Source organism: Psychrosphaera algicola (genome assembly GCF_028401425.1).
In the GTDB taxonomy this organism is placed as follows: domain Bacteria; phylum Pseudomonadota; class Gammaproteobacteria; order Enterobacterales; family Alteromonadaceae; genus Psychrosphaera; species Psychrosphaera algicola.
The window spans coordinates 163,873-183,126 of the sequence record NZ_JAQOMS010000002.1 but is presented as its reverse complement, the minus strand read 5'-3'; the positions used below and the strand labels follow the sequence as shown (position 1 = coordinate 183,126).

The 19,254-nt window shown below is 39.0% G+C and carries 26 protein-coding genes and 1 pseudogene; 21 read left to right on the top strand and 6 right to left on the bottom strand.

Annotated features, from left to right (window positions below; all coding sequences use genetic code 11):
• Window positions 1-39: 39 nt before the first annotated feature.
• The 6 genes and pseudogenes from PN838_RS01045 (at window position 40) to PN838_RS01020 (ending at window position 4,870) form a co-directional block, all read left to right on the top strand.
• Window positions 40-1,362, top strand: coding sequence for a tetratricopeptide repeat protein (locus PN838_RS01045; protein ID WP_272179507.1), 1,323 nt, complete (start codon window positions 40-42; stop codon window positions 1,360-1,362).
• 36 nt (window positions 1,363-1,398) lie between these two features.
• Window positions 1,399-2,769, top strand: coding sequence for a tetratricopeptide repeat protein (locus tag PN838_RS01040; protein WP_272179506.1), 1,371 nt, complete (start codon window positions 1,399-1,401; stop codon window positions 2,767-2,769).
• A 122-nt stretch (window positions 2,770-2,891) separates the two neighbouring features.
• Entirely contained in the window at window positions 2,892-3,206 is a 315-nt protein-coding gene (locus tag PN838_RS01035) for a hypothetical protein (protein ID WP_272179505.1), read from the top strand.
• 32 nt (window positions 3,207-3,238) lie between these two features.
• Complete coding sequence (locus PN838_RS01030) at window positions 3,239-3,376, top strand: hypothetical protein (RefSeq protein ID WP_272179504.1); 138 nt, start codon at window positions 3,239-3,241, stop codon at window positions 3,374-3,376.
• 235 nt (window positions 3,377-3,611) lie between these two features.
• A pseudogene (locus tag PN838_RS26850) lies at window positions 3,612-3,961 on the top strand (GGDEF domain-containing protein); the annotation flags it as partial.
• A gap of 12 nt (window positions 3,962-3,973) precedes the next feature.
• On the top strand, window positions 3,974-4,870 hold the full coding sequence (locus PN838_RS01020; RefSeq protein ID WP_370661079.1) for a putative bifunctional diguanylate cyclase/phosphodiesterase: 897 nt from the start codon (window positions 3,974-3,976) through the stop codon (window positions 4,868-4,870).
• 39 nt (window positions 4,871-4,909) lie between these two features.
• Here PN838_RS01020 and PN838_RS01015 read toward each other — a convergent pair whose 3' ends face one another.
• The 6 genes from PN838_RS01015 to PN838_RS00990 all read right to left on the bottom strand — a co-directional run bounded on the left by PN838_RS01015 (window position 4,910) and on the right by PN838_RS00990 (window position 9,131).
• Window positions 4,910-5,437, bottom strand: coding sequence for an NUDIX hydrolase (locus PN838_RS01015; protein WP_272179503.1), 528 nt, complete (start codon window positions 5,435-5,437; stop codon window positions 4,910-4,912).
• 122 nt (window positions 5,438-5,559) lie between these two features.
• Entirely contained in the window at window positions 5,560-6,432 is an 873-nt protein-coding gene (locus PN838_RS01010) for a hypothetical protein (RefSeq protein ID WP_272179502.1), read from the bottom strand.
• Window positions 6,433-6,676: 244 nt separating this feature from the next.
• Window positions 6,677-7,015: a DUF3718 domain-containing protein gene (locus PN838_RS01005; protein ID WP_215963077.1), complete on the bottom strand. Its 339-nt coding sequence runs from the start codon at window positions 7,013-7,015 to the stop codon at window positions 6,677-6,679.
• A 337-nt stretch (window positions 7,016-7,352) separates the two neighbouring features.
• A complete protein-coding gene (locus tag PN838_RS01000) occupies window positions 7,353-7,832 on the bottom strand; it encodes a GGDEF domain-containing protein (protein ID WP_272182486.1) in 480 nt (159 codons plus the stop codon).
• A gap of 55 nt (window positions 7,833-7,887) precedes the next feature.
• Window positions 7,888-8,460 carry a hypothetical protein gene (locus tag PN838_RS00995; RefSeq protein WP_272179501.1) on the bottom strand — a complete coding sequence of 191 codons (573 nt, stop codon included), beginning with the start codon at window positions 8,458-8,460 and terminating at the stop codon, window positions 7,888-7,890.
• 8 nt (window positions 8,461-8,468) lie between these two features.
• Window positions 8,469-9,131, bottom strand: a complete 663-nt coding sequence (locus PN838_RS00990) for a hypothetical protein (RefSeq protein ID WP_272179500.1) — start codon at window positions 9,129-9,131, stop codon at window positions 8,469-8,471.
• Window positions 9,132-10,338: 1,207 nt separating this feature from the next.
• Here PN838_RS00990 and PN838_RS00985 point away from each other — a divergent pair.
• The 15 genes from PN838_RS00985 to PN838_RS00915 all read left to right on the top strand — a co-directional run bounded on the left by PN838_RS00985 (window position 10,339) and on the right by PN838_RS00915 (window position 19,155).
• Window positions 10,339-11,001, top strand: coding sequence for a DUF2231 domain-containing protein (locus PN838_RS00985; protein WP_272179499.1), 663 nt, complete (start codon window positions 10,339-10,341; stop codon window positions 10,999-11,001).
• The gene (locus tag PN838_RS00980) at window positions 10,976-11,254 is read left to right on the top strand and encodes a c-type cytochrome (RefSeq protein ID WP_272179498.1); all 279 of its coding nucleotides are present in this window, start codon (window positions 10,976-10,978) and stop codon (window positions 11,252-11,254) included. Before PN838_RS00985 ends, PN838_RS00980 begins: the two co-directional genes overlap by 26 nt.
• The gene (locus PN838_RS00975) at window positions 11,254-11,781 is read left to right on the top strand and encodes a DUF1587 domain-containing protein (protein WP_272179497.1); all 528 of its coding nucleotides are present in this window, start codon (window positions 11,254-11,256) and stop codon (window positions 11,779-11,781) included. Before PN838_RS00980 ends, PN838_RS00975 begins: the two co-directional genes overlap by 1 nt.
• Window positions 11,753-12,121, top strand: coding sequence for a hypothetical protein (locus tag PN838_RS00970; protein ID WP_272179496.1), 369 nt, complete (start codon window positions 11,753-11,755; stop codon window positions 12,119-12,121). The genes PN838_RS00975 and PN838_RS00970 overlap by 29 nt, the downstream gene beginning before the upstream one ends.
• Window positions 12,079-12,744 carry a hypothetical protein gene (locus tag PN838_RS00965; RefSeq protein ID WP_272179495.1) on the top strand — a complete coding sequence of 222 codons (666 nt, stop codon included), beginning with the start codon at window positions 12,079-12,081 and terminating at the stop codon, window positions 12,742-12,744. Before PN838_RS00970 ends, PN838_RS00965 begins: the two co-directional genes overlap by 43 nt.
• Window positions 12,735-13,664, top strand: coding sequence for a DUF1592 domain-containing protein (locus PN838_RS00960; protein ID WP_334313465.1), 930 nt, complete (start codon window positions 12,735-12,737; stop codon window positions 13,662-13,664). The genes PN838_RS00965 and PN838_RS00960 overlap by 10 nt, the downstream gene beginning before the upstream one ends.
• Before the next feature lie 20 nt (window positions 13,665-13,684).
• Window positions 13,685-14,110: a DUF1585 domain-containing protein gene (locus PN838_RS00955; protein WP_272179494.1), complete on the top strand. Its 426-nt coding sequence runs from the start codon at window positions 13,685-13,687 to the stop codon at window positions 14,108-14,110.
• Entirely contained in the window at window positions 14,107-14,283 is a 177-nt protein-coding gene (locus tag PN838_RS00950) for a hypothetical protein (protein ID WP_272179493.1), read from the top strand. The genes PN838_RS00955 and PN838_RS00950 overlap by 4 nt, the downstream gene beginning before the upstream one ends.
• Window position 14,284: 1 nt before the next feature.
• Window positions 14,285-15,154 carry a DUF1552 domain-containing protein gene (locus tag PN838_RS00945; RefSeq protein ID WP_272179492.1) on the top strand — a complete coding sequence of 290 codons (870 nt, stop codon included), beginning with the start codon at window positions 14,285-14,287 and terminating at the stop codon, window positions 15,152-15,154.
• A gap of 29 nt (window positions 15,155-15,183) precedes the next feature.
• Complete coding sequence (locus PN838_RS00940) at window positions 15,184-15,462, top strand: hypothetical protein (RefSeq protein WP_272179491.1); 279 nt, start codon at window positions 15,184-15,186, stop codon at window positions 15,460-15,462.
• Window positions 15,463-15,508: 46 nt separating this feature from the next.
• On the top strand, window positions 15,509-15,877 hold the full coding sequence (locus tag PN838_RS00935; protein ID WP_272179490.1) for an MFS transporter: 369 nt from the start codon (window positions 15,509-15,511) through the stop codon (window positions 15,875-15,877).
• Window positions 15,874-16,857, top strand: a complete 984-nt coding sequence (fucP, locus tag PN838_RS00930) for an L-fucose:H+ symporter permease (protein ID WP_272179489.1) — start codon at window positions 15,874-15,876, stop codon at window positions 16,855-16,857. Before PN838_RS00935 ends, fucP begins: the two co-directional genes overlap by 4 nt.
• Window positions 16,858-16,895: 38 nt before the next feature.
• Complete coding sequence (locus PN838_RS00925) at window positions 16,896-17,420, top strand: sigma-70 family RNA polymerase sigma factor (RefSeq protein ID WP_215963071.1); 525 nt, start codon at window positions 16,896-16,898, stop codon at window positions 17,418-17,420.
• The gene (locus PN838_RS00920) at window positions 17,410-18,714 is read left to right on the top strand and encodes a FecR domain-containing protein (RefSeq protein ID WP_272179488.1); all 1,305 of its coding nucleotides are present in this window, start codon (window positions 17,410-17,412) and stop codon (window positions 18,712-18,714) included. Before PN838_RS00925 ends, PN838_RS00920 begins: the two co-directional genes overlap by 11 nt.
• Before the next feature lie 159 nt (window positions 18,715-18,873).
• On the top strand, window positions 18,874-19,155 hold the full coding sequence (locus PN838_RS00915) for a LamG-like jellyroll fold domain-containing protein (RefSeq protein WP_272182484.1): 282 nt from the start codon (window positions 18,874-18,876) through the stop codon (window positions 19,153-19,155).
• Window positions 19,156-19,254 lie beyond the last annotated feature (99 nt).

Genomic DNA, 19,254 nt, shown 5'->3' with positions numbered 1-19,254 from the left:
GTAAAATTAACTGCCCGGTTAAATGAATTACAGGGATTGATGGAACAAGCCTGTAACTGTTATTACCAGTTATATTCTGACGCCCCTTTTATTACTGACATTGCCAACCTATATTTCCAGAGTTTAAGTAAATTTGGGGCAACTGAAAAACTCAATCTAGAGTTACAGTCACTCATTAAACAACACCCTAAAATTTCATCTGTTTATGTCTATGCGGCCAACTGGCATAACGATCCTCAATTTCTCGTTGATAACCTAGTCACTGGGTTAGCGTTGCGACCAGACAATTGGTTTTTGCATCAAACGTTAATCAATGCATATTTGCAATTAAATCAATATCCAGAAGCGTTAAAACAAGCACAAGAAGCATACCAACGACATAATTGTGGACCATTCCAAACGGCGTTTTTAGCTAAGTGTTATTACTATTGTAACGACTTCGAACAAGCAACACATCTAGCAAAACAAGCGTTAAACATCGATGTTGATAATAGCACCGCTCTTTGGCTGATCACGGCAACCACTTCGAGTCGCGAAGAAAAGCAAAACTCCCTCGCCTTTGTTAAACAATTGCTCTTAAAGCAACATTCAATAGACAGTGGAATTTGGCATTACTGGCATGAAGGACAACACTTACTGCCGGAAAGTGAATTGCAAGATTTTGTCGACATGTTGTTAGTTCGCTATCACAACGAGTGGTTTACATACTGCATCGCAGCGCAGTTTTACAGTCAGTTTCATAAGATGGATAAAGCCATTGAGATCCTTAACACCGGTCAGGAAAAGTTTCCGCTAATTCCAAGAATGTACAGTGAACAAGCCGATATAGAGCTCGCCATTGGGGATATTTCAGCAGCGATAGAGAGCACTAAAAAGGCACTAAAGATAAATCCATCTTGGGACACAGTTGCCAAAAAACAATCGGAGCTATACGAAAAACAAGGCAACTTAAATCAAGCGTTGCAAACCATAGCGGATTGCTTAAGTCACAATAGTCTTGACGGTATACTGCATGGCTTTTACGCTGATTACGCATTAAAATTAAATAAAAAACAAGAAGCCTTAACTCATCTGAAACAAGCCATTCGTTTTAATATTGATTACCCGTGGGGCTGGGAGCAACTTCAAGAAATAACGGCCGAATTAGGGGTGCCTGAGCAAGCATTCGAGTTAGCAAATGAACTCACGACTCATCAGCCACATTTAGCACCAACATGGCGTTTCAAAGCCTTTTTAGCCGATGACAGACAAACTAAAAGCGCTGCATTGAACAGGCGATTCAATGCGATCCAATGGATGAGTCCAGCTACGCCCAACTGTCGCAATTATATACACGACAAGGTGAATTTACCGCTGCGATAGACCTACTCAATTCAACTCCTGGGAGAACAATTGCCCGTGGAATTAGCCACTGCGAAAGCTGAACTATTATCTCAAACAGGTAGAGACGATGAGGCCGCGACAGTACTCTATCAATTATTGTTTAATAAAAGTGGGTTAATTCAAGCTTGGCAAAAACTCTATGGCATTTTCGATCGACTGATTGAACACGACGATAAATCTAAATTACGAGCGGTTGAAGCTGCACAACGGCACATTACACTAAACCCACACGACCCAGACGTTTTGTGCGTTGCAGGAGAACAAATTTTAGCCTACGGCGATAAACAAGAAGCTACGGATTGTCTAAAACGGGCTTATGAACTTTCACCGAGCGATGAATATATCATGCTGACTTACGTCGACCGATTAGTCGACTTGGCACAGTTTGACGCTGCCCTGACATGCTTAGTTGAATATGAAAAAGTTAGCTTGGTAAACTTTGCCCTCGCAAGGAAAGTAAATGTATTGACCCAACTTCATAAAATTGATGAAGCTCTTGACGCCTTTACGTTGCTAATAAGCAACCACTGCGATATATACGGCACCTTGCACCATGCATATAAAAGTTTAAACAATCATGTTCCATCTGAAAAACTCATCGAACTGTTGAGTCTGCAACTTGAAAATTGTGGCCGCATGCAATCGAGTTTATGGGCAGATAAGTTTCTTCTGCATAATAAACGCAAACCGGTTAATAAGTTACTCGTACAAATCGAGGCCATTCAATCGCAACCCAGTTGGGCCGGCGCATTTTCAAGCATTCTCGACTATCTACATGAAAAAAGTGAAATACCAGACGACAAAATGATTGCAGATAACAAGTCTCGTTTACATCAAGATGACCAGTTAGTCATGAGGCTAATGGATGTCTATATTCAAGCGGGTCACTATTATAATGTGATCCATTTATTTGATGGAATTGACGACCTATCTAAATTACCAATGGCAGGATTTTACAATTATGCAGTTTGTTTATTAATGCTCGACAGAGGCCAAGATGCCAGCCCAATTATTCATCAAGGACTACAAGTAGATGCCGATCACACTTTGCATAACTTGTTAGTGTGGAGTCATGCCGATAACTGGATCCAAACAAATCAAATTGTCCCCGAAGAGCTTAATTTAATTGACCAAAGAGAGCTTATCGCCACCGAACAATACATATTTGATGCGCTAAATCTTATGTCTGACTTAGAGAAAAGCGAAAAACACAACAGCATTTTAGCAATAAAGCCCAAACTTAACGAACTTAGAAATAGGTATAACGTGGTCGCGGGGATGACCGTATGTGATGGCTTTCATCGCAAATGTAAAACCGCAATTAAAGCCCTTATTGCACCGCAAGGAATTTGGCAAAAGTTGCAATTTAGCTGGCTACTTAGATAGTGCTAAATACAATGGAATAGCATATTTTTACAAAACCGCCATTTTAGTAATGCAAAACGCGCTTTTTATTAAATTTAGGCTATGGTTAAGGTCATAGTCTAAATAGAAGTAAGATTGTTTTTTTGAACAAAAATAATTTGGAATTAAATAAGCACGTCGAACAAGATGCGGCTGTGCTGTTATATGGTAACGCCATTTCTGGTATTTTAATCACTTTACTCACCTCTAGCTTTTTAGTTTTTGCTTTTGACAACCCGCAAACCGCCGATTTCAAAACAGTATGGTGGCCGATAATGGCAGCCGTCCTTTCTCTTCGATTTATTGATGCTATGTGGTGGAATTTTAAAGAAAAAAACACCGACTTTGACGGAAAAAAGCAATCACACGGTTTATTATCGGGGTTAATTCAACCGCTATTGTATGGACCACTTATCTAGTTTATGCCACAACACATAGTAGCGGTATAGAATTGACCACCACCGTTATTACTGTCGCTTCAATGGCTGGTGGTGCGGCAACGATACTTGCGGCTCACAAATACACTTCGATGTTTTATCCGGTTATTTTGCTCGTCCCCGGCGCCATTGGTTTACTTTTTCCGATATAGAGGCATTACAACTCCTCGGTGTCCTCGGTTTAGCATTTGGCTTTGTTATGTTGGCAACATCAAAAAAATCGGCTGATTTCACGCGAAATGCATTATTTTTAAAAAATGAAAACGCGGTTTTAGTGCACCGGATGGAAGAAAAAGTAAAACAACGTACTCAAAAAATCTATGAATTATCCAATTTGGATCCCTTACCGGGCTATACAACCGCACGGCATTTTTAGACGCGCTAAAAATGATGGTATCTAAACCAATAGAGCCCTTCTCATTGCTGTTTATTGACCTCGATGGCTTTAAAAAATAAATGATTCAATTGGGCATAAGGCTGGAGACCAAATTTTAAAGAAAACAGCCAATCGCCTTAAAGCCTATACGTTAGAGTCACAATTGTTATGTCGTTGGGGCGGTGACGAATTTATTATCGTGTTTACCAATACCCGCCAATCAAGTGCCATAGAAAAATCAAAACAATTAATTGAAAAGCTGTCGGAACACCACAAAATTGAAAACGGTGTTTTATCGGTAGGTGCAACTATTGGTATCGCTTTGTACCCAGAACATGCGAGGACTGAAGATCGCCTAATTCAATTAGCCGACATGGCAATGTATTTTCAAAAGAAGCAAATGCGCTCTACCGTTGGAGTGTTTTCAGAACAGATGGAAAAACTTTACTCCAAAGAGTTACGTTTAAAAAACGGTTTGACCAAAGCAATTGAACAACACCAACTCAGGATAGTGTACCAACCTATAATCCGCTCAGAAGATAACACAATAGCGGCATTTGAAGCCCTACTTCGATGGCGAAATGAAGATGAAAACATACCACCAGATGAGTTTATTCCCATTGCTGAACAATATGGCCTTATTCACGAAATCGGCGCCTGGGTACTCAATCATGCTTGTCAGCACGCGAGTCAATGGGGCATAGGACGTAACGTAGCTGTTTGCGTGAATGTTTCAGTGATCCAATTTCAAAATGAAAATTTTATCAATATTGTTAAAAATGCTCTTTTAAACAGTGGGCTGCCGGCAGAATTATTACATCTTGAAATAACCGAGTCAGTTTTTGTTGCCGATTTCGACTCGACATCTAACCTGATAAAACAACTTCAAAGAATGGGAATTAAAGTCTCTATCGATGACTTTGGAACAGGGTATTCATCGCTATCTGTATTGCAAGATTTAGCGGTAAATATGGTCAAAATAGATCGTTCATTTGTCGCTAAAATGGATTCAAATGGTGCAGCCATTGTGACTGCCGTTATCAATATTGCAGACTCTTTTAACTTTTTGGTCATCGCGGAAGGTGTCGAAACAGAAAAACAAACCAATGCCCTTAAAAAACTTGGAGTGCAATATCTTCAGGGTTATTTTCATTCTCGCCCGTTAGAGTTGGAAAATATCCCAAGTTATCTCCAAAGTGGCGTTTCACCTTCTACCACAAATCTGTCGCATCAAGTTGACCAACGTGGTGAGTCAATTGAAATCGACTAACTTTATTTCAAACAAGATGTAAATCAGTGGTTTTCCTTACTAGTTTTGTAATCCCAATAATTGCTTAACAATAAGTTTTAATAAAAAGGTTTCTCTGACAATAGACAATCCTTTTTTAGGGTTGCTCGCTAAGGTTTCTTCATTATGCTTTATGGCATCAAAAATATTGATCCAAACCGGTGTCATGCCATTTTGAATTTCGTGCGGTTCTAATTTTGTGGTCAACAATTCACTATCGATATCACACACAAAGCAATAAGATTCCATGTGGACAATATCAAAGTCACTTTTGTGCCATGGCCGAAATTCTTCATATAAACCAAACTCTTTAATATTAGTTACTGAATGAGCACCGGTTTCTTCTCGCAATTCTCTTATTAATCCTTCTACATGGGTTTCACAGTCATCTATGCCACCTCCTAGTAATGTGTAGTCATGGTATCTTTGGGTGTAAAGAAGCAATATATCTTCACCCTTAAGCACGATGGCGCGTGCCGCTTTACGGGTAAACGTTGGGGCAGAAAGATCTCGTATTTCAGGGTGAACAGCTGACTTCAATAATTTCATGTATAAACTTTAGGATTTGATTTCAAGAACTAAGAACAGGTACTTAGAATAATTTAATGGCTGCCATTTTAGGTATTTACTAAGAAATTAATAGTTTTATTATATGTTCCAGTTGCTCGAGACTAGATGTTTCTATCATGAACATAAAAGAGTGTTTGTAACCATCTTAGATCTTCCGGTCCAAGTGAGGCTTGTTTATGCAACCTACTGTCTTCATAAACTTCCTTATAAACATGACAAATCGCTTTTTCAGTTAACTCACGCCACCTATCATCGTCCAACTCTTTAATGCTGCCATCAGCAAGGCTTGGGTCAGTTAGCGGGTCATGTTGTGATTGAGTCGTCCTTAGCGCAAACTCTAATTCTTGTAAGATCGGATTAATAACTTGCAAGGTATCCGCACCTTCAAATTCCTTAGCAATATGTGCTTCTGCTTCTTTTATCGATTTATCTAATTGATACTGAGAAAGCTTTTCACCCGTGGGACGCAGTCCGTATCTATTAAGTAAGCCACCAACGCTCGGTATGAGTGCTTTAGCTGCTATTCCAGCCCCTAATAGAGGATTTACAATCGCCGCCAGACCACCCACTAACAACATGCCATAGGTGAGCTTTTTATCAAGTAAATCAATTTGGTTGGCTAACGATTCAAGACTATTTAGTTTTCCATCGTTTCGAGTCCTAACCAACGTCTCAGCAGATTGACGCATAAAACCTTTAAGCATTTCTTCCGAATGTTCGTTCGGGAAATGGAAAATACGTTTTTTCGGAAGATTATTAATTTCTGGTACGCCGTTTGGTAAACACCGCATTGTATGTAACGCAAATTTATAGTCAGATAGCTCGTAGGGGATAACAAAGTAGTGTTTTTCATCGTATTCGGTATCGTCGTAGTTACCCGATTGTTCTGCCGACATAAATATCGGCAGCCCGTTTACCTTTTCTTTAACAAGGGTATAACCCGACGTTAACTCTTCTGAAGCCTTATCAGCCACAGAGCGAACCGCAGATAAACCTTTTTTAGAAAGTTATGCATTGAGGCCGTAAATTCCTTTTTAAGTAAAAATACTGAATAGTGTAGCGCCACTATATAGGAAAATTAATAGAAAAATCACAGGTTTTCACCACCCACAAAAAAGTGAGCAATAAGCTCACTTTTGAGTTAAATCATTATCGAACCCTGTATGTTTACATTCAGATTTTGAGTCTGACCGCTTACATCAGTCCAAACGACGTTGCCTAGTATTGTACAGCGGCTAAGTCAGTAATTTTAACTTGAGTATCATACTGACCATTCATCAGTAGATTATTAATTTTGGCTGGATTTTCAGCGTGCGCTTCCACAAAAGCTAAGATGTTCTGGTCATTACACGTAACTTTTTCTGCAATGAAGTTTTTACTTAAACGGGAGTCTTTAATTGCTTTGTGCAGTTTAATTCGATCTCCTTGTGCTGCAACAACACATAGGTTAGTGGTGACATAATCATCAGCAGCGACAACTGAATTTGCCGCATTTGCCATACCAATTGTTGAAAGAGTTAATACGATTGTTGAAAGTGTTTTAGTTAATTTGTTCATAATTTTAATCCTCATGTTTAGTTATTTTCTATTTTGCAACGAGGGTGCCAACATTTAATATATATAATTAACAATAACTTAAATAAAATTCGATACAAAAAATCAAAAACAAAATAAACTCCAAAACCAATATGTGGTCATATTAGCCAAAATTTAGCATCATATAAAAATGGAAGTTAAAATTGATTTAGGACGGTGGCAATTAAGTGTTAAATGACATCCAATGTCAGAGGTTATTAAAATGAAATGTAGATATATAAGCGTCTAGTATCAACAGAAGCGGTCTAATTAAATGGGACTAAAGCGCTAAAATCCCCTAGCTTATCGCAGGTGTTTTTTATGCATTAGATAATGTTACATTAAGCACTTGATCCGTTGGGTTGACACAAACTTGGTTCTTACCGTTGTTTTTTGCAGTATATAGACGTTCATCAGCTATTTTGATCAGTTGCTCTAAGGTGTTGTGACCACCATGCAAATCCACAGCGCCCATACTAAATGTCATATGGTTTAAACCATGTTCTTGTCTGCTATTACTGAGTTTAACTGAGATCCGCTTAAACAAGGCGTTAGCTTCTGCCTCTGTGGTATTTGGCAGAATAAATAACCACTCTTCACCACCATACCGACCAAAATAATCAATACTTCTAACTGCTGACTTCGAAGCATCCGCAAACAGTTTTAACGCCTCGTCACCTATGTCATGTCCATACTGGTCATTAATCTTTTTAAAGTCATCAATATCTGCAAGCGCAACGGTCATCGGAATACCAGTACGTTTTGAAACGTCTACTTCCCTTTCACCACATTGTAAGATTGAATATCTATTTTTTCACCAGTCAATGTGTCTGTGGTTGCTAATTTTTCATATTTTAGTTTTGATTTATGATTTTTCTGATACATAAATAATACAAACGAAAGCCCAACGATGAGTAGACCAACAAGTAAAAATAAATTAACCATATGTTGTTTGTTATTTTCAATTTTAAGCTCAGATACTTTAAGTGTTTGTTCCAGTAACATTGCCTTATTTTTTGTTCGGCCACTTTATAATTTGCTAACAACATGTCTAAGCTTTCTTCAGGTAACGACTGTTCTAAAATTGATTCGTAATAGTATTCCTGCCACACAATTGCCTGTTCAAAGTTATTGTGATTCTTAGAGATTAAAAATAGGAATTTATATAACTTGGATTTATCCAAACCAGTAAGTATTTTTTCTGTGAGTAAGTCGTTGATAACCGCTACTGTATTGTCATACAAACCATATTCAAATAATAACTCAGCCAAACTGACCCTAGCGCTGATCGAAGAACGTCGCACACCAAACATATCGAATAATTCTATACTGTTTTCAACAAAGCGAATATTTGATTGTGCTGTATTTCCAACATTGGCTGTGCCTAACAACAATTGCACATCCGCTTTTGTAACACTACTTGGCATATTGTTAATTAACTGTAGCCATTGCCTTTTTTTGCCAAAAATTCGCGTTCAGAATCAACATTCCTTAAAGGAATGGAGTCACCGATATGATACAAAACATAAGCCAGTAACTCTTTATTTCCTTGTTGCTGAGCAAAACGCAACGCCTCTTTGTAGTAAGCTTGGTGTTCCAATTGCAGCTCGGTCTCTGCATTCCAGTATAAATTTCCGATTAATACAAACAGTCTTACTTCAATCTCAGTGTTAGCAATCGGGTTAAGGTAAACGTTCAGTTTCGAAAGGGTTTCAATGGCTACTTGATAATCGACATCCCAATAGTGACTTTGTAATACCGTAAACAGCTGCCAATGAAAGTAAGGATTATTTTTATTTAGCAAATGCTGATTAGCGATCTTATCTCTAAGTTCAACAATGCTTCGTCCGTCGTCTTCTGCATCTGCGATGGCAAGTTTAGTAAATGTGAGGTGTGATTGATCAAAACAAAGTGCTGATAGTATATGAGTTTTATTTTTGAGATCCGTTACATTGAGTAATTCAATTGAAGAGTACACTTCCTGTAAAAAGGCATCTTTGTTATTACATTCTATAGGGGATAGCGCGTTAGCCGTGTTTGAGAATAAACATACGGCTAGGTAAAAAATGACGGCCCACCGACTTTTTACAACATCCATTTAATAACTATTCCTTTAAATTCCATTTATTTCGGGTAAATCCACTAAAGCCATTTCCGATATTAAAACAACATTAGCGCTATAATTTACCAGAGCTATAATTTACCAGAGCTAAAGACACAAAAAAGCCCCTTTTACTTTTAGGGGCTTTGTCAGAGTTTAAACTTATTTTTCACGTCATAATAAATGGCATTCCTACAAATAACATATTGCGAACACGAATTTATTTATACATAGCAATACAACTAATATGCCACTTTAGCTTTGTTTTTAAGTTTATCCTTGAATACAGGGTACAGATTATACGTAGGGTAAAATTCCGTAGAAAACGCCTTCCATGCACTTTTTTCAACAGCAAGATTAACCTCTCTTAGTTTATGGGCCGGCACCTCCAAAGTAACCACCTGCCCTATGCCCATCATCACGTACCAGCTAACAACCGTTACCCCTTTTGGTGGAAAGTTGTCAAAAAACCTTGTTCTTCAAGGATTTTTTGAAACTCCTCAAAACTATGGCTTTGATCATGTTTGAGAAAAACAGTCAGTAATATCGCATCGTCAGGTTGCTTATGAGGGTTTTAGATGCAAACGATGTAAAGCTAAGCATTAACAACACAATTAATATAAATAATTTAGACATAACATTGACCTTTTATGGGGGAGGAACACCTCATATTCGAGGCGCGCTTTTCCGTTATTCATTTTAGTATAAAAAATTAGACCTAGCGCAAATAGTAAATGAATAAGCCAAGTCTTAACACCAAATATTAACGCTCTAGCAACCCTGCGTATTTTGCAATACCTATCATTAATTTTAATGTAGCAGGCTTCGATAAAGTGTTGTCCAGAAAGGCCTCCCCCTTTAGCTTTAGCCTATGTAAACATCAAATATATTAGCGGTGCAGAGCAATAAAATGGACAAAGAAAGTAACCACCGAATAAAAGCTTAAATAGCGTAACCCTGTCATTTATCGCTCCCCACATCGCTAAAAATAAGAAGTGTCAAAAAAGATTACGTTCTTACTCTGCTAAATCGAACCTGTTATCCAAGTTAATAAACGGTTTTTGGCTCCCAAACCTGTTATAAGTATTTTATTATAAATAATGAAACACTTTGCTTAGTCATGACAATTATATAAAACAACCAAAATAATAATAATGTTCAATGCTGTTTGTTTTCGGATTAACAGCGACAACTAGGGAAAAAGATGTATTTACGTAGATTGATTAAACCAATTCCAATTTTAATTGGTTTAGCATTAATAATAATCGCCTCCGCGCTTACAATTCCATTTAATGAAATAGATGGTCAAGGTATCGCCCGATTCTTCGGACGTTTTCATGTATTGGTATTACACTTCCCCATTACACTTATCGTGCTAATTCCAATCCTAGAGTTCTTTGTACGCAAGAAGTCACCGCCTCAAATTAGCGAAATTATTCTGTTTATATGGTGGTTTGCTTCGTTCTCGGTTTTTGTCACTGTTATGTTAGGTATGACTCTAGCCTCCAATGAAGGGTTTCGTTTTGAGCAAATTCAAGCCCATTTAACCGCAGGTATATGCGTTGCTCTAATAACCTTTATTTGTACAGCGTTAAAGCACACGTTGATTAGTAAAACCAGTGAAACTGGTGAAAACCCCAAAAACCAAATATTGTTAACCTCTATCTATACAACCTCATCTATCGCGTTACTCATTATTTTGTTTTTTGCTGCCCACGCTGGCGGCAATTTGGTACATGGCGAAACCTACTTAACGCGGTTTGCACCTAACGCCATTAAATCATGGTTACCTGAAGACGCTAAGGCATTTGATTTATCGGAAAGTAACGACAGAAGTATTTGTGCAAACCATCCAACCCTTGTTTGATAAATATTGCTACAGCTGCCATGGTGACGAAAAACAAAAAGGCGGAGTACAAATTTCAGCGCTAAATCCAGACTTTGTTAACGGTTACGATGCCCCGCAGTGGCATGCAATATTAGATATGATTAACTCTGGAGAAATGCCACCGCCGAAGGAACACCAACTCAGTACAGAAGAAAGACGTGCCGTAGTAGATTGGCTTACAAATGGTATTGCTACCGCCAAAGAGATGAAAAAGGCTCAAGCAAACAGGTAATGCAACGCTTAACTAAACAGCAATACTCAAATACCTTACAAGACTTATTAGGTGTATCGGTAAACTTTGAGAGTGAATTGCCTGACGACCAATTATCCGAAATTGGTTTTAGTAATAATGCCGAACTTTTGTCGACATCAAACTTGCATCTCGAAACCTTCCAAAAAATTGCCAGAAGCGCATTAGATAAAGCAATTAACTTGGGCGACAAACCAGCAATAAGTCATTACCGAATGCATTTTGGCAAAGGTGTCGGTAAGGGCGAACCTAATACTTTGACAAAAGGTTATATGGAAGTTGCCGTTGCTAAAAATGATTTTTATGTAGAAGTTTTGGATGAAAATGGACTGGCGAAAAACGGCCAACAAGTAGAACAAATAAAACCTTATTTCAGTGCGAGTTTACGAGGTTCAAATCCTAGACGATTCAAAATGATGGAAGATGGCATCACTCTTTATTCCGCGTTGCCGCACAAGGAAACAACTCAAGCTGGCAGATATGGCGCTCTGGAACGGTCCTTCACCTAACTTATCGATGCAAATTAAAGATCAATACCCACGCAATGGCGATTTTGCAATACGGGTAAAGGCGAGCAAAGGATATGCTTTTGACGTACTAGCGCTAAATGCAAAGTCATTAACCAACGCCAAACCTTTAGCTGAACTAGATAAAAACAATACCTCGCTTAAAAAGCCAGCTAAAGGTGTAAATCGATTTGTTGTTTTAGCTAAAAATGCAAAAAGACAATTGGTTTTGAAAAACCAACTAAAGAGACACAAATATTATTACCTAGTCCAAATAGTAAAAACGTGTCTGGCGAAATTGTGGTTCAGGCACCAGCGCGTGGCGGTGACTATTTTCAAATAGATTTAGTACACCCAGCATTGCCAAAAGGCGTTAACAGTCATATTAATTTGCAATTTACTAAAGATATTGGTTTTAACACACCTCTTGTCTCCACTGATAAATCAACGGCAAACAATTTGGTTGTTTCCAGCATAGGGGTCGCTTACTTAGTTCGAGGTGACAAACTAAAAGTAGCATTTAGCAGTGACAAACACTTTCCCGGTTTCAGCCACCTTGTATTTACAAAGTTAAAGGCTAACCATAAACATGTTAAAAACCTACCTGCGAAATATCTCGACACCAGTCAGTTTGAAGACGCTGTACCAGAGATCATGCCTTATATCGGAACCCGGACCGACGATGGTATGGATTATAAAACATTTACTAAAAGTGTCCGCGTAGAAAATATTGAAGGCAACCAAAAAGTCTTTAGTTTTTATGGCCGCCTAGAAAACCTGCCAATCCCTTTCCATGGTACACAGGGAGATCACATTACCAGTAGCAGCTTAAAAGTCGGACTTTGGAATAATAATTTAGTAAAAAGTTCAGATGAATTTGGCAGTCCTTTGCATATAGATTACATCGAATTTGAAGCCCCTATTTTAAACAGTGGCCTACGCAGGCACATCAAAAGATCTTCATAGAATCGGCGAACAAAAACAATCCTGAAATCTACGCCAATGAAATCATCACACAGTTTGTATCAAATGCATATCGGCGACCCGCTACCGCAGAAGAAGTGATGTTTTATTTTAATTATTGGCAAAACATAAAAGATGATTACTCGTCCTTTGAAGAAAGCATAAAAGAGACCTTAGTTGCGGTTCTATGTTCAACAAACTTCTTATTTATATATCAAGCTGATGATGAACAAATGAAGGCAGAGCTCACTGACTCTGTAACACAAGCAGCACCAGTTATAACGACGAGTAAAGTAAGTGATGAGACAACGCGACAAATGCACCAATACGCATTAGCAAGCCGTTTATCCTATTTCCTTTGGAATTCACCACCTGATAATGAATTGTTGATGCTTGCCAAACATGGCCAGTTGGAAAGTCAACTAGAGACACAGATGAAACGAATGATAAACGACGACAAAGTCATGCGTTTTATCGATGTATTTACGAGTCAATGGCTAAGATTAGACAGACAAAAAAATCAATCTGTTGATATTGCAACCTACCCCGACTACACCCGTTTTATTAAACAAGATATGGCACTAGAAACCCAACACTTCATACGAATTTTACTGCAGGAAAACCTACCAGCATTAAATTTGGTTAAAGCCGATTTTACGATGTTAAATCAAAATTTAGCGGAGTTTTATGGCATTGAAGAAGTCAGAGGCAGTGAGTTTGTCAAAGTACTTTTAGGTGAAGATAATGCTCGAGGCGGTTTATTATCCCAAGGGACTTTCCTAACAGGCCATGCCGACGGCGTACATAGCCACCCTGTTAAACGAGCGGTATGGTTAAAAGAAAAGATCTTAGGGGATTCTCCACCTCCGCCACCTCCTAATGTTCCAGAGCTTGATCCCGACACCCTGGTTTCGAAAACTTAACATTAAAACAACAATTAGAGTTGCATAGAGACAAAGACTCCTGCCGAGATTGCCACGCTAAAATCGATCCCTTTGGTGTTGTATTTGAAAAATACGATGCGGTTGGTCGCCTTCGTGCATCTTATAAAGGTGGCGAAATTGATGATTCTGTCGTATTACCAGACGGCACAAAAATCAAAGGTACAGCAGAAATTAAGCAGTACCTTGTGACCGAGCAGAAAGACAAGGTGGTCTTATCGCTCATCAAACATCTATACGCCTATGCCCTTGCCAAAGAAGTCAGTTTTCATGATGAAGACGCGTTAAATGCCATATTAACCGAAGTTAAAAACAACCAGTACCAAATGCAAAGCATAATTACATCAATAATAAGAAGCCCGGCATTTGTTAGAGCACCTTCTGCACAAACAGATAAACCAGCGCCCAAGTTAAAGGAGAAGATATGAATTACATTAAAGGGTTTAAATTAGATCGCCGCAGTTTCATCAAAGGTATTGGTGTGGCGGCAAGCTTGCCATACTTAGAATGTATGGCGGAAACTAAACAACTTGGTAGTCGACTCACCGCCCCTAAACGCATGTGTTATCTGTATGTACCTAATGGTGTTAGTTTGCCTTAGCTTGGACTCCGAATATAAACAATGGAACTGGTTTCCCTCTGGCGAAGGCGACAATTATGAATTCACCAACGTATTGTCTTCACTCAACCCGCACAGACAAGACCTTTCAATTATAGGTGGTTTAAGCCACCCAAAATCGAGACAATTACTAGGGCATATCGCCGGTGATAGTTTCTTAACAGCTGGGGATCTGCGTGGCGATTACAAAAATAGTATTTCTGTAGACCAATACGCTGCAGCAATTAAAAAACACAATACCCGATACCCGTCATTGATCCTTTCCGCCGACGGCGGTGTTGGGTTTAAGTCACGAGCTTCAACCTTATCGTTTAATCATCAGGGTAAAGCCTTGCCATCTGAGCATAGCCATAGACAAATTTTTGAGCGTTATTTTGCCCCAGACGGCCAAAACACATCTATCGAACGCAAGAAAAGTTTGCATCGAGACAAAAAGGTAGTCGACTTGTTACTCGAAGACGCTAAACGATTGCAAAAACGTTTGGGCGTTGCAGATAGAAATAAAATTTCAGAGCACTTAGCGTCGTTAAATGATCTAGAAGAACAGATTAAGCGCAACGAAGCATGGTTAGACATCCCGTTAGGGGCCTTTAATGCGGATCATATTGACCTTGCAGTAGATGCTAAAATAGACCCACAAGCCTATATCCGCACTATGTACGACCTTATTGTCTTGGCATTTCAACTCGACCTAACAGAAGTGGCTTCATACATGATTGCCCGAGAAGACGGCATGGGACTGGGAGATGCATACCCTAAAATTCAACTAGGCCTCAAAAAGGCCACCATGCAATTACCCATGATAAAACAACCGGACATTGGCAAGATTGGGGTAAATATGACCAATGGCTAGCGGGCCATTTTAGTTATTTTATTGACCGAATGAAAAATACCACCGACCAATTCGGCTCGCTATTAGACAACACGCAAATACTTTATGGCAGTGCATGCAGTAACACCCATAATGCTCGAAATTGCCCTCTTATTTTAGCTGGAGGTAAAAACATGGGGCTTAAACATGGTCGCTATCACAAGTTCACCGAAGACATCCCAATGTCTAATTTATTTCTAAAGATGCTTCAAGCCGGTGGTGTACCTACAAGTCAATTTGGAGATAGTAATGAACATTTGGCGGGGTTTAATCCGCTATTTACAGGGTAATTCAAACTACTCATATTAATTATAATAACGAAAAGATGAGAACATAATGGAAGTTAATCAAACAATCGAGGCGGCCCCAATCAGGCGAACAGCCCAAACAGACGCGTCAAAAGATGCTAATAAGATTATTTCAAAAGGCTTATTATTGCCCTTTATACTGATTACTGCCTGTTTTGCCCTATGGGGCGCGGCAAACAACATGACCGACTTGCTCGTACCTGCATTTCAGAAAGTACTTAGTATGACCTTGTTTCAATCTTCATTTATCCAATCTGCCTTTTATGGTGCTTATTTTTGCATGGCATTACCCGCGGCTTATTTGATCCAAAAGTACAGCTACAAAAACGGTGTATTAACTGGATTAACAATTTACGCCATTGGTGCTTTTTATGTTATCCAGCAAGTAAGGCCATGAGTTTTGAATTTTTCCTATTTGCCTTTTATGTATTTGCCTCTGGTTGCGCCATCTTAGAAACAGTTGCTGCGCCATACATTATGTCTATGGGGCCAGAAAAAACCGCAACTCAACGGATTAACCTTGCGCAATCGTTCAATCCAATTGGTGTGTTAATGGGCGTATTTTTAGGTAAGGAAGTAATATTAAAAGGCTTAAATAGTGCAAATGAAACTGAACGAGCAGCCTTGTCGCCAGAGCAACTCAATACTATGCAAGCTCAAGAATTAAGTAATGTTGTCTCGGCTTACGTAATCGTCGCTCTTGTCGCATTAACATTGGCCGCATTTATCTTTTTCACTCGCTTTCCGTCAGGTAAGTCAGACGACAAATTTGGAAATTTAAAAGCTTCGTTTAGCAGATTAAAGAAAAATAGTAAGTGGAAGTTTGCGGTTATTGCGCAGTTTTTCTATGTGGGTTGCCAAGTTGGAATATGGACGTATGCCATACGGTATATCATGGACAACCTATCGGGCATCACAAACGAAGCTGAAGCAGGAGACTATGTCTTTTATGGCCTGTGTGTTTATACTTGTTTTCGTTTTATCTGTACTTTTTTAATGAGTTATATTCACCCAGCTCGTCTTCTAACAATAATGGCAAGTTTAGCAATCGTGTTAATTTCTATTGCCGTTTTTGTCGGTGGTAATATTGGTACTTATGCCTTGTTAGCTTGTTTTTCTTGTATGTCGTTAATGTTCCCAACTATTTACGGTTTAGGGTTAACAGGCGTTGGCGAGGACCGAAAACTTGGTGGCTCATTTATTATTATGGCCATTTTAGGTGGCGCGATAATTGTACCTATTCAAGGTCGTATCATTGATCAAACCGCCAATGTAAATCTTAGCTATTTGCTACCGTTATTCTGTTTTGCGGTCGTTTTAGTCTTTAGTTTATTTGCCCGTAAACAAGAGCAAGCCGAAGGTTTTGTTAATGACTAATCCGACTGGCATCAACAACGTCAATAGCTGATGTGGACATGACTAAAGAACATCAATTATTTACATCGTTTATTCGGCAATATCAAGCGACTCTCAGGAGCTATATTCGTGGACTTGGAGTATTTTCACACGCTGTAGATGATATTGCCCAAGAAACCTTTATCGTTGCATACAAAGAGTTGGAAAAGTTTGATCAAAGTTTAGATTTTGGTCATTGGTTAAAAGGTATTGCTCGAAATTTGGTTAGGAATGAAACTCGTAAACATGCTCGGCATAACCGAATAATGAACGACAAACTAACCCTGTTTCTAATTGACTCGTTTGAACAAAGTTATGAAGTTACTTTTGGTGAACATCAAGAGGTTAATGCATTAAAAGAATGTATCAATGCGCTACCATTAAAAAGTAAAGAACTTATTGGTCGTAAATATCATATGGAAGACGACACTCAGGTCATTGCCGAGCAAATGGCAATGACCCCAACCGCCATTCGATTATCCTTGATGAGGATCCGAACTAAATTGAAACAATGTCTAGATTTTAGGTTGAGTTATGAACAATAACATGGAGCATAAAAAACAGTTTGAAGCATTGCTTGCGCTACTTTTAGATAACAAGCTAGCTGATCACGAGTTTGACGCGCTTATCGCATTGGCCGAACATAATCCCGAATTAAAAAATCAACTCAGTGAACAACTCACTATTGATAATTTAGTTCGACAACGATTTGAAGCGACCGACCTACTCGATAATTTTGTGAACCAAACGGTTACTACTGCTTTTGAAAATAAGACCAATAAACGTTTTGAGTCAGACATTATTTCAGCGATTACCAACAATCAATTTGATAAAAGGCCAGCCGATGACAATATTGTTCGAGGCTATTTTCCTTGGTTACTAACCGCCTTAAGCACAGCGGCATGTGCGTTGTTGTCATTTCATTTTTTAACGGCCGAGCCTAATCACGACAAATCCAACCACGCTGAGGCCACTCAGTTAACCACACAATTATCAGAGCCAACAGAGCATAAAGCCAAACCTCAATACGAATATCAAGATCTGGGCGTTGCGGTTATCGCCAATGCCATTGGCTTGCACGAAAACGCCATATTTAAAATTGGCGACTCTGTAAAACCCGGTCAATTACATTTATCAGAGGGCTTTCTTGAGCTCGAATTTTACCGCGGCGCACAGCTAAAAATTTCCGGCCCGGCCGCCATCAATATTATTAATGAAGAACGAGTAGAATTAATAAGCGGCAAAGTAATGACCGATGTTCCCAAAGTGGCTATTGGTTTTACTATCGATACACCTAATAGCGAAATCATAGACTTAGGGACCGAAATCGGGGTTGAAGTAACAAAGGATGGCTTATCTCAAGTCCATGTTTTTGAAGGCTTAGTTGAAGTTAGAAATGACTTAGGTTATCAACAATTGATTGAAAAAGGACAAGCAATAAATTTTTCTGGGGAGACCCGTTCTGAATGGCGCGATGATATCGCCTCAAAAGCCAAATTTGCCGAGTTTAATACTATCGACGATCTCACTGGCACAGCGATAAGCCAACAGCATCAAAAATGGCTTTCAGTTAAAGCTGAGGTTCTCGCTGACTCCAATTTGGTGACGTATTACGACTTTGAACCAAGTGCTAAAAAGCCTAGAATTCTCACTAATTTATCCAGCCATGGCGATAAACATCACGGCGCTATCGTTGGTGCTCGTTGGAGCCAAGGTCCATGGCAAGGCAAACACGCGTTAAAATTTAAACGAGCAAGTGACCGCGTTCGTGTTGATATTGAGGAGAAGTTAACCAGTTTTACCATGGCAACATGGGTTAAAATGAGACAGTTTAGATAGAAGATACAATTCTCTGTTATTAACCGATGGATATAAACCCGGTGATATACATTGGCAGATTTCTAACTATCGTGCCCAAGGTATAAATGCAGGGATTGGCACTATAGTTTTAGGTTTATTTTCACGCGAACTTGGCCCCAAAAACTATACTTATGAACCATTTTTTCTGTTTCAGATTCGGGCACTTGGTATCATCTGGCAACGCGAGTTGACAGTGAACTTAAAACCGTCTCATTATTTGTCAATGGCGAAAAAGTCAAACAAACTAAATTAATGAAACCTTCAGATTATTGGTTGATTGGCCCGGCTTCCATAGGTAACTGGGACCCAAAACGGCTTCAAAAGCCATTAAGAAACTTAAATGGCAGCATTGCGGAAATAATGATATTTAGCCAAGCTTTAGATGACAACTACATTAAGCGTTTGGCCTTAATTGACTAACATTTTTGAACTTGAGCCACACAATTGTATGTTAATTTGTGGCTCAACAATCGGCCTTGATCGATTACCTCAAAATGAATCTAACTCATCTAGGCTCTC

What these genes read in the sequence shown, in the direction of transcription:
- PN838_RS00985 (WP_272179499.1), top strand. Translation starts at nt 10,339, where the DNA reads ATGTATTTACGTAGATTGATTAAACCAATTCCAATTTTAATTGGTTTA.
- PN838_RS00995 (WP_272179501.1), bottom strand. Translation starts at nt 8,460, where the DNA reads ATGCCAAGTAGTGTTACAAAAGCGGATGTGCAATTGTTGTTAGGCACA.
- PN838_RS01020 (WP_370661079.1), top strand. Translation starts at nt 3,974, where the DNA reads ATGGCAATGTATTTTCAAAAGAAGCAAATGCGCTCTACCGTTGGAGTG.
- PN838_RS00970 (WP_272179496.1), top strand. Translation starts at nt 11,753, where the DNA reads ATGGCGCTCTGGAACGGTCCTTCACCTAACTTATCGATGCAAATTAAA.
- PN838_RS00925 (WP_215963071.1), top strand. Translation starts at nt 16,896, where the DNA reads ATGACTAAAGAACATCAATTATTTACATCGTTTATTCGGCAATATCAA.
- PN838_RS00920 (WP_272179488.1), top strand. Translation starts at nt 17,410, where the DNA reads ATGAACAATAACATGGAGCATAAAAAACAGTTTGAAGCATTGCTTGCG.
- PN838_RS00940 (WP_272179491.1), top strand. Translation starts at nt 15,184, where the DNA reads ATGAAAAATACCACCGACCAATTCGGCTCGCTATTAGACAACACGCAA.
- PN838_RS01045 (WP_272179507.1), top strand. Translation starts at nt 40, where the DNA reads ATGGAACAAGCCTGTAACTGTTATTACCAGTTATATTCTGACGCCCCT.
- PN838_RS00990 (WP_272179500.1), bottom strand. Translation starts at nt 9,131, where the DNA reads ATGGATGTTGTAAAAAGTCGGTGGGCCGTCATTTTTTACCTAGCCGTA.
- PN838_RS01015 (WP_272179503.1), bottom strand. Translation starts at nt 5,437, where the DNA reads ATGAAATTATTGAAGTCAGCTGTTCACCCTGAAATACGAGATCTTTCT.
- PN838_RS00975 (WP_272179497.1), top strand. Translation starts at nt 11,254, where the DNA reads ATGCAACGCTTAACTAAACAGCAATACTCAAATACCTTACAAGACTTA.
- PN838_RS00950 (WP_272179493.1), top strand. Translation starts at nt 14,107, where the DNA reads ATGAATTACATTAAAGGGTTTAAATTAGATCGCCGCAGTTTCATCAAA.
- fucP (WP_272179489.1), top strand. Translation starts at nt 15,874, where the DNA reads ATGAGTTTTGAATTTTTCCTATTTGCCTTTTATGTATTTGCCTCTGGT.
- PN838_RS01005 (WP_215963077.1), bottom strand. Translation starts at nt 7,015, where the DNA reads ATGAACAAATTAACTAAAACACTTTCAACAATCGTATTAACTCTTTCA.
- PN838_RS00935 (WP_272179490.1), top strand. Translation starts at nt 15,509, where the DNA reads ATGGAAGTTAATCAAACAATCGAGGCGGCCCCAATCAGGCGAACAGCC.